The sequence below is a fragment of the Streptococcus sp. SPS1 genome, assembly GCF_030439915.1.
GTDB lineage: Bacteria > Bacillota > Bacilli > Lactobacillales > Streptococcaceae > Streptococcus.
Genome location: NZ_JAQFJG010000002.1, coordinates 143,294 through 155,474, shown reverse-complemented (window position 1 = coordinate 155,474; position 12,181 = coordinate 143,294). Strand labels below are relative to the sequence as shown.

General features: G+C 40.8%; 14 protein-coding genes and 1 pseudogene. 1 reads left to right on the top strand and 14 read right to left on the bottom strand.

The window, feature by feature from the left end; translation table 11 throughout:
• Positions 1 to 156 precede the first annotated feature (156 nt).
• The 3 genes and pseudogenes from nrdI to PCY12_RS02705 all read right to left on the bottom strand — a co-directional run.
• Positions 157 to 627, bottom strand: coding sequence for a class Ib ribonucleoside-diphosphate reductase assembly flavoprotein NrdI (gene nrdI / locus PCY12_RS02715; protein WP_176139473.1), 471 nt, complete (start codon positions 625 to 627; stop codon positions 157 to 159).
• A 77-nt stretch (positions 628 to 704) separates the two neighbouring features.
• A complete protein-coding gene (locus tag PCY12_RS02710) occupies positions 705 to 1,238 on the bottom strand; it encodes an ABC transporter permease (RefSeq protein WP_301351418.1) in 534 nt (177 codons plus the stop codon).
• 60 nt (positions 1,239 to 1,298) lie between these two features.
• Positions 1,299 to 1,493: pseudogene (locus tag PCY12_RS02705) on the bottom strand (helix-turn-helix domain-containing protein); the annotation flags it as partial.
• Between the two features lie 116 nt (positions 1,494 to 1,609).
• On the opposite strand from PCY12_RS02705, the gene PCY12_RS02700 reads away from it, so the two are divergent.
• Positions 1,610 to 2,179 (top strand): MptD family putative ECF transporter S component, encoded by a 570-nt coding sequence (locus tag PCY12_RS02700; protein WP_301351416.1) that lies wholly within the window; start codon positions 1,610 to 1,612, stop codon positions 2,177 to 2,179.
• A gap of 29 nt (positions 2,180 to 2,208) precedes the next feature.
• Here the strand turns inward: PCY12_RS02700 and PCY12_RS02695 are convergent, their stop codons facing one another.
• The 11 genes from PCY12_RS02695 to PCY12_RS02645 all read right to left on the bottom strand — a co-directional run bounded on the left by PCY12_RS02695 (position 2,209) and on the right by PCY12_RS02645 (position 12,114).
• Complete coding sequence (locus PCY12_RS02695) at positions 2,209 to 2,901, bottom strand: methionine ABC transporter permease (protein WP_000818850.1); 693 nt, start codon at positions 2,899 to 2,901, stop codon at positions 2,209 to 2,211.
• A 1-nt stretch (position 2,902) separates the two neighbouring features.
• Entirely contained in the window at positions 2,903 to 3,964 is a 1,062-nt protein-coding gene (locus PCY12_RS02690) for a methionine ABC transporter ATP-binding protein (protein ID WP_000085663.1), read from the bottom strand.
• Positions 3,957 to 5,330 (bottom strand): M20/M25/M40 family metallo-hydrolase, encoded by a 1,374-nt coding sequence (locus tag PCY12_RS02685; RefSeq protein ID WP_301351414.1) that lies wholly within the window; start codon positions 5,328 to 5,330, stop codon positions 3,957 to 3,959. The genes PCY12_RS02690 and PCY12_RS02685 overlap by 8 nt, the downstream gene beginning before the upstream one ends.
• Positions 5,331 to 5,429: 99 nt before the next feature.
• The gene (locus PCY12_RS02680; RefSeq protein WP_050207619.1) at positions 5,430 to 6,284 is read right to left on the bottom strand and encodes a MetQ/NlpA family ABC transporter substrate-binding protein; all 855 of its coding nucleotides are present in this window, start codon (positions 6,282 to 6,284) and stop codon (positions 5,430 to 5,432) included.
• A gap of 153 nt (positions 6,285 to 6,437) precedes the next feature.
• The gene (locus PCY12_RS02675; protein WP_049513066.1) at positions 6,438 to 7,268 is read right to left on the bottom strand and encodes an amino acid ABC transporter substrate-binding protein; all 831 of its coding nucleotides are present in this window, start codon (positions 7,266 to 7,268) and stop codon (positions 6,438 to 6,440) included.
• A 103-nt stretch (positions 7,269 to 7,371) separates the two neighbouring features.
• Complete coding sequence (locus PCY12_RS02670) at positions 7,372 to 7,695, bottom strand: AzlD domain-containing protein (protein ID WP_301351412.1); 324 nt, start codon at positions 7,693 to 7,695, stop codon at positions 7,372 to 7,374.
• A complete protein-coding gene (locus PCY12_RS02665; RefSeq protein ID WP_078135725.1) occupies positions 7,685 to 8,380 on the bottom strand; it encodes an AzlC family ABC transporter permease in 696 nt (231 codons plus the stop codon). Before PCY12_RS02665 ends, PCY12_RS02670 begins: the two co-directional genes overlap by 11 nt.
• A 273-nt stretch (positions 8,381 to 8,653) precedes the next feature.
• Positions 8,654 to 9,880, bottom strand: a complete 1,227-nt coding sequence (locus tag PCY12_RS02660) for an MFS transporter (RefSeq protein ID WP_261060003.1) — start codon at positions 9,878 to 9,880, stop codon at positions 8,654 to 8,656.
• 148 nt (positions 9,881 to 10,028) lie between these two features.
• On the bottom strand, positions 10,029 to 10,697 hold the full coding sequence (locus tag PCY12_RS02655) for a CPBP family intramembrane glutamic endopeptidase (RefSeq protein WP_301351411.1): 669 nt from the start codon (positions 10,695 to 10,697) through the stop codon (positions 10,029 to 10,031).
• A 66-nt stretch (positions 10,698 to 10,763) separates the two neighbouring features.
• Positions 10,764 to 10,961: a peptide pheromone VP1 gene (locus PCY12_RS02650; RefSeq protein WP_301351483.1), complete on the bottom strand. Its 198-nt coding sequence runs from the start codon at positions 10,959 to 10,961 to the stop codon at positions 10,764 to 10,766.
• Positions 10,962 to 11,250: 289 nt separating this feature from the next.
• On the bottom strand, positions 11,251 to 12,114 hold the full coding sequence (locus PCY12_RS02645) for an XRE/MutR family transcriptional regulator (protein WP_301351409.1): 864 nt from the start codon (positions 12,112 to 12,114) through the stop codon (positions 11,251 to 11,253).
• Positions 12,115 to 12,181 lie beyond the last annotated feature (67 nt).

The window sequence follows — 12,181 nt, the reverse complement described above, 5'->3', positions numbered from 1 at the left end:
TAAGGTTTCATTTCAAGAGAAAATGCAGCAAATATTTCTATAATAAAAAGCATAAGAACAAGGTTTTAAAGACCTGAACTTATGCTTTTTTACGTTCTCAAAGACTGTTTATACTCAAAAACAGTTGAAAAATCCCAAACGCCTCTTATATTGATTTTAATTCTCCCTTTCCAACTCATACAAATCTGCGATAATAGCTGCGACATGTTTGATATCTTCCAGCATACCTCGCATTTCAAAATCAGCCAAGACAGGGAAACCAAAGCGTTGACTGTATTGCTTGGCTGTTAGGCAGTATTGGTTATTAAAGTTACGATTTCCTGACCCAACCACACCAAAACACTTACTAGCATTGTCACCATAGGCGATAAAATCCCCCACCGGTGTCGTCAAAATCTCGACATCTCCGTTATCCACGCCATTCCCACCTTCGAGATAGGTCGGCAAAAAAGCGACATAGGGATGGTCCATTTCATAGAAATCGTGACCTTCCTTGACCAAATCCTTGATATGAATCTTTTGAACCTCAATCCCTTTGTACTGGGACAAGAGATAGTCTTTCAAGCGCGTCACAAAACTTTCAGTGTTGCCACTCAAACTAATATAAACTAAAGAAATTGTCTTCATATGTACCTCCATGATTTTATTTTTAATCGAAAAAGAACTACCAAGATTGTATCTTGATAGTTCTTTTTTGTCAATACTTAGGCAAGATTTTCTGCTTCCTCTTCTTCTGCCAAGGCTTTCTGTTGTCGCCACATCTTATAGAAGACAAGAGCTAGGAAGAGAATATTGATGACGATATAGAAAATGCTGACAGCTTTTGAACCAATACTCATCGTCAAACGCATGCTTTCATCTTGAACCAACTGCACAGCGTCCTGTAAACCAACATAGCCATAAATCGAACCGATAATAGCTAACAAAACATAGCCAACGTAAGTATAGTTTGCATATTGCAAATTCTTACGAATAAGGAAGACAAACGCTACGACCACTAAAATAGCAGATAGCACAATCAAGGCCATATTAAAAATAGAATGATACGCTTCTGCTACTCCATAGTTGTAATTAAGCTGGTCTTCTAATTGCTGAGCACTGACCCCTGCAACTTGTTTCTGAGCAGCACGAAGGGCTTCTTTGCTAGGTAAGGGACTCAACATTCCAAACAGAGACATAGCTGAAATAAGGGCAGACAAGATTAACAAGACCCATAGATAAATCGGTTTCTTTTTCATGATAGAACCTCCTAATAATATTATTTTTATTATAGCACATTTTGTAAAGGAATACAAATCTTATAGTATCGTTTCTACCTGTTTTCGGTAGGCTTTTGGCGATTTTCCGCACAATTTTCGGAACACTTTATAGAAATATCCAAGGTTACTGTAACCAACAGCATAACAAATATCTTCGATACTGTCACTGGTTGAAAGCAAGAGCTGCTGGGCAGCCTTAATACGTTGTTTGTTTAAAAGCTCTGCGAAACTTGACTTGATACCTTCAAATTCCGAAATACCTGACTATTAACTTCGATGCTGCGCCCATTTACAATCCCATCAAACCGTGATACAATGAGAATTGTGAAAAAATTATCAGGAGACAATTCATGAAGAAATCTATCTTAACTACACTGCTTTTTGCAGTTCTTTACTTCCTCTGCATGGGGATTGGTGTCCTTTTGGGCAATCTCTTTGACCAAGCTGGAAACATGTTTTATGCGCCTGCCTTTACTGCCCTTGTCGGCGGTAGCGTCTATATGATCCTAGTCGCAAAAGTTCCGCGCTTTGGAGCTATTACCACTATCGGCCTTGTCATCGCCCTCTTTTTCTTGGGAACTAAACACGGTGCTGGCGCCTTCCTTCCTGGAATTATCTGTGGTCTCCTAGCAGATGTAGTAGCTAACCTCGGAAAATACAAGAACCAAACAAAGAACTTCCTTTCTTTCATTCTCTTTGCCTTTAGCATTTCAGGACCAATCTTACTTATGTGGATTGCGCCCCAAGCCTATATGGCTACCCTTCTGGCAAGAGGAAAATCCCAAGAATATATCGACCGTATCATGGTTGCGCCAAATCCTGGAACCATCCTTCTATTTGTCGCAAGTGTTGTCATCGGAGCCCTAGTGGGTGCTTTGATTGGACAAGCCTTGAGTAAAAAATTGGCACAAAAAATCTGATTAATAAAAAAGAGCCAGGTGGCTCTTTTTTATTTATGGCTCAATTTTTTAGTCAAGAAGTCTCCCAAGAATTGGATTGCAAAGATAATCAAAATGATAATGATGGTTGCCAAGATAGTCACATCATGATTGTAGCGGTTAAATCCATAAGCGATGGCTACGTTACCGATACCACCAGCTCCAACCGCACCAGCCATAGCTGTTTCCCCAACAAGGGAAATCAAGGTCACAGTCGTCACACGAATCAAATCTGGAAGACCTTCTGATAGGTAAACACCCACAATGTCCCAGAAAGTCGCTCCGCTCGCTTGAGCCGCCTCAATGACACCGCCATCCAGTTCAGCCAAGACAACCTGCACCTGACGGGCAAAGAAGGCAAAGACCGCAAAAGATAGGGGTACGATAGCTGCATTTGGACCAATGCTTGTTCCTACGATTAGATGAGAGAAGGGTGACAAGACTGCCAAGAGAATGATAAATGGTACCGCACGGAAAATGGAAGTAATCTTATCCAAAATCCAGAAAACAACTTTATTTTCCAAGACCCCACCTGGCGCTGTCAAGACAAGGAAAAGCCCTGCAACCAGTCCTAAGAAACCTCCGATGATAAAGGAAAGAACCGTCATATAAAGAGTCAAGTAGATAGCTGTCCCCCAGCCAGCTTGACCAGACCAACCCATCTTATAGACGTTTGGTAAGTATGCTTTAATCAATTCTGCCATCTTACTGTCCTCCCTTCAATACTTTTAGTTGCACACCAGCCTGACGGATGGCTTCTTGGGCACCTGCTAGCGCTGCTTTTTCACCTGACAAGACTACAACCAATTCTCCAACAGGAGTGCCATCGAGGATTTCGATATTTCCATAGAGGATATTAGCTGTTACTTGGTAACGCTTGTACAATTCATTCAAAAGTGGCTCGTCTGTTGAAGCACCTGCGTACTTGAGCTGCACCAAAATGCTGTTTTCAGACAAGTGTTCCACGATTTCTTGCTTCTCGATTTTGACCATGGCTTCGTCAATACCTGTAGCTGTTGAGATAAAGTCTTGAGTCAAAGGTTGTTTAGGGTCTGAGAAGATTTCAAGGACACTGCCCTCTTCAATCAAATGTCCATCCTGCATAACTGCCACACGGTTGGCAATATCTTTGACAATCTGCATTTCATGCGTAATCAAGACAACAGTCAAGCCTAATTTTTGGTTCAAATCTTGCAACAAGGCCAAAATCTGCTTGGTTGTCTTAGGGTCAAGGGCAGAAGTTGACTCGTCTGAAATCAAGATTTTTGGATCATTGGCTAAGGCACGCGCAATGGCCACACGCTGTTTTTGCCCTCCAGATAGTTGTGAAGGGTAGTTTTCAGCACGATCCGCCAAGCCAACCAAGTCCAACAACTTGGCTACTTTAGCCTTCTTTTCTTCCTTGCTGAGTCCAGAGTGTTTAAGGGCGAAGGCTACATTCTCCTCTGCCGTCTTTTGGCTCATCAGATTGAAATGCTGGAAAATCATTCCAATATCCTGACGTTTACGACGCAACTGCTCGGCCGTCAAGGTCACCTTGCCATCGAAAATCACATCGTCGTCAATGGTAATTTTCCCTGCAGATGGTTTTTGCAAGAGGTTAATCACCCGTACAAGGGTTGATTTCCCTGCTCCAGAATATCCAACGATTCCGTAGATATCCCCTTCTTGGATGTGAATGGTCACATCCTTGACCGCTGTGATGGTTCTCTTCTTTTGGTGAAAAGTCACATCGATCTGATCTAACTTGATAATATCTCTACTCATAGCTTCTAATCAGCTCCTCTACTAATTCAATATGGGTGTAGTAATCGGCGATTCGCACATTTTCATCTCCACCGTGGTCCCGGCTATTGGCATTTCCTAGACCGAAGGCCACCATTGGCACCTCTAGGGCATCAAAGACCGTATGCATAGGTCCTGTCCCAGCTGTAGTCGGCAAGACTGAAACGCCCTGTGGATAGAATTTCTTGGCCAACTCGATTACATTAAGAATAGATGGTGCGCTCATATCGCTTCGATAGCTCATCTCTCCCAAGGTATAGTATAATTCTACCCTATCAAAGCCATTTTTGTCTAGCTGTTTCCGAATTTTTTCCAGAACATCATGCGGTTCTAGACCAGGAACCAAACGAACCTCTAGCTTAGCACTGGCTTCTGCTGGCAAAATCGTTTTAACTCCTTGCCCTTGATAACCCGATTGAATCCCTTCGATATTAAGGGCTGGCTCGAAAAAGAAGCGTTTTAGAAAGGCTGCTCGATCCTCTTGTAAGAGAGGCAATTCCAAACCATAAATCCGACTAACTTCCTCTGGGTTTCGTTGACCATAAGTTTCTAGCAAGGCCATTTCTCGTTCATTTGGCTCTTGTACTTCTTCGTACAAGCCTTCAACCAAGATACGGCCATCTGCAGCGCGAAGAGACTGTAAGGCTTGAAGGAGATACCAGGGAGCTGATTCCACAACCCCACCATAACTCGAGTGGATATCGACATCAGCGCTTTTCACCTTGGCATCAAAGGTCACAATCCCCTTATTTCCACCAGAAATTTCTAGCTGTTCCAAGGCATTTTTGGTCCCTTGTTCCCAGACCAACAAATCTGCACCACGGAGTTTATCCGCATGTTTTTCCAGATACTTATCTAGGTCTGTCGAGGCCGATTCCTCCGCACCCTCCATGATAAAACTGATATTGACAGGCAGGTCATCATGGTTCTGCATATATTTTCTCAAAGCACTCAAACGAGCTGTGATATGACCCTTGTCGTCATCAACCCCACGCCCATACATGAAACCATTGCGGACCGAAAGCGTAAAGGGATCCTCTGTCCAGACCTGATCCCCATCCGCTGGCACAGTATCATAGTGGTTATAGAAAATCAAGGTCTTAGCATCTGGGCGCGAACTCTTGAAATGCGCCATGACAAAGGGAGCCGTATAAGTCTCATCAATCTCCACTTCAGCCCCAACACGCTTGAAAATCTCGCCCAGATAATTTGCGACTTCCTTAAGTCCAACCTGCTGGGCAAAGACTGATTTTTTGGAAATCAAGGTACGCAAAACCTCAAAATAATGCTGTGCTACATGATCCTTTTCAAATTTTTCAATCTGTTCTTGTTCGCTAGGAAAAACCATATACTCTCTACCTTTCTATGAACCTATAGTCTTCTTTACAATCCATGCTCTATACAAAAGCAAGAGGTGGAATTTTCTCTCCCACCTCCCTGTTTCTTATTACCAAACTGGTTGATCCAAACCGTCTGATGTTTCTTCGATAACTTTTTTCACATCATCTGTGTGGTAAGCTGCGATCACTTTCTTGATAGCATCAGCTTTTGGTGATGTTTCCCAATCTTTTTTCGCAACGATGATGTTGTACCATTGTTTTGAGTTTTCGTCAGCTTGTTCTTTGAAAAGTGCTTTCTTGTAGTCCAATTTTGCTTCTGTAACGAAGGTATTGTTTACAACGGCAGCGTCAACTGATGACAATGAACGAGCTGTTTGGCTAGCATCCAATTCAGTAATTTTCAAGTTTTTTGGATTTTCTTTGATGTTGGCAACTGTTGCAAGAGCAGTTCCAGAAACATCCAATTTAATCAAGCCAGCTGATTGAAGCAAGTAAAGCGCACGGCTTTCGTTTGTAGCATCGTTCGGTACAGCAATTTCTCCGTTTGCTGGGATGTCTTCTACTTTAGTGTACTTGTTGTCGCTTCCATTCAAACCTGAGTAAAGGCGAATTGGAGAGATGTAAGTATCTGCAATCGCTACAAGGTCTTTTCCGTTTTCTTTATTCCAGTTGTTCAAGAAGTTATAGTGTTGGAAAGCGTTCAAGTCTACTTCGCCGTCAGCAGTTGCCTTGTTTGGTTGTGAGTAGTCTGTGAACTCTGTAAATTCCAAGGTAATTCCGTCTTTTTTAACCAATTCTTGGACCTTATCCCAACGAGCTTCTTCAGAACCGCTACGGTTGACAGTTGCGATTTTGATAGTTGTTGCATTGTCTGCTTTCTTTTCTGAGTTTCCGCAAGCTGCAAGAGCCAAACCTGCGACTGTAGCAAGGGCTGCTAGGCCAAGCCATTTTTTAATTTTCATGATTCTTTCTCCTTAAAAATAATACCGTACTAGTATCTCATACTTTGTTCAATTGCACAAATTGTTATTAGATAGTCAGATATATAGTTTAAAACTATATATCTAAAAACTGAGAAATCACCCATCTTACTCAGAATGGATGACTTCAAGAAATTATTTAATATCAGCTTCTGCCGGTAGGTAAGTGTCTCCGAAGAATTGTTTAGACAATTTTTCAAGCGTTCCGTCTTTATAGAGTTCTTTGATGCGTTTGTCTACAAATGATTTCAACTCATCTTGACCTTGAGCAAGAAGTGGGTAAACGTACGGTTGTTGGTCGCTTGGAAGTTCAATGACTTTCAAGTTGTCCAAACCTTGGTTCTTAATGACTGTTTCAACACCGATTTTATCAAAAATTTTATAGTCAAATTGGCCATCGCTCAAACGTACCATGATTTGTTGGAAGTCTGCCTTAGTATAGTTAAGGATAGTTGGGTTGTCCGGGTGTTCAGCGTTGTATGCTTCTAACTGCTTAGCTGATGTAGTGGCTTGAACGACTTCCGTCGATTTTCCACCGATATCAGCGAGAGACTTGATACTAGAGTCATCTTTCTTCACTACAAGGACATTAGGGTTTTGGGCAATTGGTGCGGCATAGAGGTATTTCTCCGCACGTTCTTTAGTGTAGCTCAGATTGTTGACAGCCATATTGTAACGGTCAGCGTCAAGACCAGCAAATACACCTGACCATTCTGTCTTTTCAAACTTGACATCATATTTGTCAGAATCTTTAAAGATAGCGCGAACGACTTCAATCTCGTAACCAGTCAATTCACCATTTTCTTCATAGATAAATGGTTTTGGCGAGCCATTGGTTGCAACGATGATTTCTTTCTTGCTAGCTGCTTCTCCTTCTTTCTTAGCACCACCTGAACAAGCCGCAAGCACACCTGCAGCAATAAGCCCTAGAGCAGCAAGAGATGAGTATTTAACGATTTTTTTCATGTCATTTCCTCCAAAATAGAATACCTTATAATCTTAACAGAAAAAGACTATTTACGCCATTATATGATATCTATCTCTGTGATAAGTTTTCTTTATGGCTGATTTAAAAGACCAAACGCAAGATGGCAATCAAGACTACTCCGAAGAGAACCGTTCCGACTAGATTGCGGTAACGAAATGCTACCCAAGCTGTTGGAAAGACTGCTAAGAAATCCAGCCATTTGATTTGAGGCAAGCTTCCAACCTTACCTGTCACTACGCTTGATAGAATCAAGGCAAAGATAATGGAGACGGGCAAGAACTTCAAAAAACGCTCAACGATCGCAGGCAAGCCCTTATACTTGACCACGATGAAGGGAATCATACGGGGAATCCAGGTCACAAGACCAGAGAAAATAACTGCTAATAAAAGATACTTACTGACCATCTAAAACCACCCCCATTGTACAACCTAGCAAGGTCGCAAACAGAACAGCTAGTGACTGAGACACCACTGTCAAGAGCAAAAAGAAGGACACCGCAACAACTGCTAAGATAATGAGCAGATTGCGGACAGGAATCCGTCTTTGCATAATCTGGAATTGCGAAGCAAAAATGCCGATAAACATCCCAACCAGGGCAAAATCTAAACCAAAGATTTCTGGATTTGGCAGCAGGCCACCCAGAGCCGTTCCGACCACTGTTCCCACAAACCAAGCCACATAACTGTTGAGATTGTTCCCGTGCATCCACATAGGATTGACCTTGTCTGCATGGGCCAACTCGCCCATCAAGACGCCATAGGTCTCATCTGTCAAGATACTAGACATACCGATATTGTGCCAGAGACTAGTATGACGAAAATAGGTCGACGCATGCAAACTCAACAAAAAGAGACGCAAATTGATCAAAAAAACCGTCATAGCAATAGCTGCCACAGGAGCTTGAACCGCAATCAGTGCCAACATGGCAAACTGGGCGCTCCCAGCATAAACAAAGAGGCTCATCAAGCCCATCTCTACAGGTGTCACATAGGGCGCACCGATAATCCCACAGGCCAGGCCGATACTGACATAACCAAGGGCCGTTGGCATAGCCGCCTGCGCCCCTTCCCAAAATCCTTTTTCTTTCATCTTTCTCCTCATATTGTCTTAATAATACTCAATGAAAATCAAAGAGCAAACTAGAAAGCTACCCACAGGTTGCTCAAAACATTGTTTTGAGGTTGCAGATAGAAGCTGACGCAGTTTGAAGAGATTTTCGAAGAGTATAAGTAGGCTGAAAAGGCTCCAGCCATAGCATGGACTATTATAACACATTCAGGAAAGAGAAAAAAGTCTGCTGATTTTGACCATCATAAAAAGACTGGCAATCCAGTCTCAAATATATATTATAGAAATTCTCCGCTAAATACTTTCACGAATATTCAGAAGCATGACAAAGGCAACTAGAAGAAATAGCAGTAAAACAAAGCTAACTGCCAGAGTTCCAAAGCTAGTAGCAATGGTTACCAAAGCTATTGTAAATAAGCTAGGTAAAACAACCGTAATAGCACCGATAGAAGATTGAACTGCTCCCATTGACTCCTCAGGTATTTGTTTAAAGACGAGTTCCTGTAATCGAGGAGAGAGAATACCTGCGAAAAAGGCGTCTAAGGCACTAAAGATGAGAATCCAGTCAAAACGAACTGTGGCAAATCCTACTAGAAGAAGCAACTGGATGACAAGTGAGGCATAGAGAGCTGTTTTTATAGAAATCGTATTTTTCAGATAGCCACTCACAAGACTTCCGACAATAAGGGCTGCTAATTCAAGAGTGGATAACAAGGCAAGAGATTGACCTGTTTGTAAATTCAAAAAGGGCTGATTCCTCAAAAACAGAGTAGAGACAGGAACTGTAACATTTATCACTGCTTGACTAATAGAAATAATAAACAAAACCAAGAGTACCTTATTCATATTCCATATCAATTTCGATGATTGGAGCAGATGCTGGCAAAAGGATTTTACAGAGAGTCCTTCTTGATAGCTAATCGTTTTTTCTACTTTCAAGAGGTCATTTTTTATGAAGAGGATACCTAAAAATGCGATTAAAAAGGTAAGAGCGTTCAGTAAGGAAATAAACTGGATGGATAGAATACCTAATAAGACTCCTCCTAGAATATTACTGATTGTTTTCACTAAACTAACAGTTGACTGTTTAAATCCAATAGCTTCTGCCAAATGGTCTTGCCCAATAATTCTAATGAAAATCGGAGTGAGCATGGCGCCTGAAAAATAACTCAATGTGTCAGACAAGAGGTTAATCAGACAAATAAAGGCTACTAGTACTAAGGAAAAGGACTGCCCTGAAAGTGATAAAGAAACGATAGAGTAAAGCAAAAATTTTGCAAAACTAATGACTGTGTATTTTAGGACACGATGATGTTGAAAATCCGCCAAAACTCCTAGAAAGATTTGCAGAACTTGAGGCAGGGTTTCTGAAATCGTGATGAGTAAAATCGCCAGAGGGGCAAAAGACGCATCTGCCACATAATTCAAAAAGGCCAGATAAAAAATCGTATCCCCAAGTGTTGAAATCCACTGGTTGATGGTTAATTGCCTAAAATCTCTATTTTGAAGAAATACTTTCATTATAACTCCTTTTTAAATTCCAGTTAGAATTTTTATTCCAAAACATCCTAATAAACCCTGTATCCCCAGTCTATACCATATCATATAGATAGCCTACACAGCCTTTTTCACTGCACACCTCATCATGTCTTTAGCTACTAACCAGCTCCTAGTGTAATAACATCAAAATCTGACCAATGCCATTGTAGACTATATGCAGTCCAATAGGCCAATAAATTGACTTTGTCATTCTAAACAAGGCTGCAAATATGAGACCGCCACCCATATAAACGAAAAAGTCTGTCAAGACCCAACCGTGATTACTAATGTGCAAGACACCAAATAAAACAGCAGAACCAAGTACATCTAGCCCCCATTTCTTTCCTTTTTCCAGAGCAGTCATCACTAATCCACGATAAATCATGTCTTCAAAAATGGGACCTGCAATCACAGGATAAAAAAAATACATCAAAAATGCTGTAGCCCCTGTAAAAGTCGGAGCGTAATGTTGATAAGAAATTGCATTTTTGGTAGGAGGGAAAAGAAAAAAGGTGACGAAATTCCAAACAACAAAAGCAAGCAGAGCTAGAAAGGAATAGAAAAGATAGGATCCTTTAAACTTTCTACTGTTGATTTTCTGCCATTTCCCCGACCAAATCATAGCAATAAGAGCAAATAAAACCACAAGAAAATTCAACATCATATCCGACAGATAAAATGCAAAGTCAGATAGACCAACTACCAAGTCGCTATGTAAAAGCAAACGAATGAAGAACTGGTCAGCAATGACAAGTAAAATGGCTATAAACAAGTAATAGTGTGAGATTATCTTTTTCATCCTATTTTCTCCTATATTACGAAATAAAGAAAGCCCTAACCCAAACAAAGGCAAGGGCTTTAAATATCAACGACGACGATTAACAGTGGAAGAATCATGGTTAAAATTTTTCTCCCAGAAATTAGTGATTGACCAAGGTGTCCCGAACCCTCCCCAACCTCCACCGCCTGGGATAGTACCAGCATACACAAGATCTCCACCGTAAATCTTCTCCAACTCAGCTTCTGTCAATTCCATTGTTTCTGCAAATTGTAAATTTAATATCTTTTACACTCCTTCAATTATCTTCATTTGTAAACCACTTCTGCGACCTAGGATTTGCTTCAAGTGCTTTACAAGGACAGTATAACACGGAAATTGGCTTATTTTAGAAAATCGCATATTTGATATTTTTTCTTATAGAAATTTCAGATTTGCGATTTTGGTGAATTTGATTACTTCTCTGGTATAATAAAGTTATTACTAACAAGGAGGGATATAATGATGAAGAAAAGAAAAATACAACTGATACTCCTGCTTATTTCGGAGTGGGTTATTGTCATCCCGTTTTTAACTAATCGATAAGCTCTTTGTATTGCTGCAAACGCAATTCAAAAAGGGCTGTCAATTGTGGATTTTCTAATACTTGCAGAGATTGGATAAAGTGTTCAATCTCTTTTTGATTGCTTCCTTTGGTTTGAAGAAAAATCTGCATTTTCTTTAAAAATTGCCACAATACTTTTTCAAAAACATCGTATGGACGCAGCATGCTCTCCAACTCGGCTTCAAAGATTGGGATGTAGGAGAAAAGTTTACGCTCCATGAACTCTGATAAGATATTTAAGAGCCCTTGCTTCATATACAATCGATTGTGTACTAACTCTTTAAATTCTTTGGATTTCTCAAGTAAAGAAGTTGATAAAAATATCAAATCTTGGTTACTCAAGAAGGGCATAGTATTGCAAAAAAGGTAGAGTTCAAACCATGTCCAAGACTCAATAGCATAGAGATAAGTAGTCAAAAACTCCCTATCCTCCTCTGTTAGCAGATAGCTCTTATTTAAGGAATGAATAGCATTTTTAATCACAATGGCATTCAAACAACGATAGGTCTCTGCCATCTGTCCTTGCTCGACTTCCTCCAACAGTTGCTCTAAACCAGCTATATCTTGGTGGGCAAAGCGATCCACAACCCTCCTACCAATCTGCATATGTGGAGATTCTTGATAGTTGTTGAGCTTGTGCCCAAACTCATCAAAATTCATATTGATTCCTTGAATAGCTAGGATTAGCTTGTCCGCAGATAGCATAGACTGTCCTAGTTCAAACTTGGATAGCTGAGAAGCTGTTAGTCCAGCACAAGCCACATCTGACTGCTTGAGCTTTCTAGCCAAGCGCAATTCCTTGTAAAATTCTCCCAATTCCATTCTCTCAATCATCTTACCACCTCCTAGCTTTTGCATATTATATCATTATTTTTATAGTTTTGTCAAAATATTCTGACAC

Bases quoted from the DNA above. Each gene is read 5' to 3' on its own strand.
- PCY12_RS02655 (WP_301351411.1), bottom strand. From the start codon at position 10,697: ATGAAAAAGATAATCTCACACTATTACTTGTTTATAGCCATTTTACTT.
- PCY12_RS02685 (WP_301351414.1), bottom strand. From the start codon at position 5,330: ATGGTTTTTCCTAGCGAACAAGAACAGATTGAAAAATTTGAAAAGGAT.
- PCY12_RS02660 (WP_261060003.1), bottom strand. From the start codon at position 9,880: ATGAAAGTATTTCTTCAAAATAGAGATTTTAGGCAATTAACCATCAAC.
- PCY12_RS02675 (WP_049513066.1), bottom strand. From the start codon at position 7,268: ATGAAAAAAATCGTTAAATACTCATCTCTTGCTGCTCTAGGGCTTATT.
- PCY12_RS02670 (WP_301351412.1), bottom strand. From the start codon at position 7,695: ATGGTCAGTAAGTATCTTTTATTAGCAGTTATTTTCTCTGGTCTTGTG.
- PCY12_RS02665 (WP_078135725.1), bottom strand. From the start codon at position 8,380: ATGAAAGAAAAAGGATTTTGGGAAGGGGCGCAGGCGGCTATGCCAACG.
- nrdI (WP_176139473.1), bottom strand. From the start codon at position 627: ATGAAGACAATTTCTTTAGTTTATATTAGTTTGAGTGGCAACACTGAA.
- PCY12_RS02700 (WP_301351416.1), top strand. From the start codon at position 1,610: ATGAAGAAATCTATCTTAACTACACTGCTTTTTGCAGTTCTTTACTTC.
- PCY12_RS02680 (WP_050207619.1), bottom strand. From the start codon at position 6,284: ATGAAAATTAAAAAATGGCTTGGCCTAGCAGCCCTTGCTACAGTCGCA.
- PCY12_RS02645 (WP_301351409.1), bottom strand. From the start codon at position 12,114: ATGATTGAGAGAATGGAATTGGGAGAATTTTACAAGGAATTGCGCTTG.
- PCY12_RS02695 (WP_000818850.1), bottom strand. From the start codon at position 2,901: ATGGCAGAATTGATTAAAGCATACTTACCAAACGTCTATAAGATGGGT.
- PCY12_RS02690 (WP_000085663.1), bottom strand. From the start codon at position 3,964: ATGAGTAGAGATATTATCAAGTTAGATCAGATCGATGTGACTTTTCAC.
- PCY12_RS02710 (WP_301351418.1), bottom strand. From the start codon at position 1,238: ATGAAAAAGAAACCGATTTATCTATGGGTCTTGTTAATCTTGTCTGCC.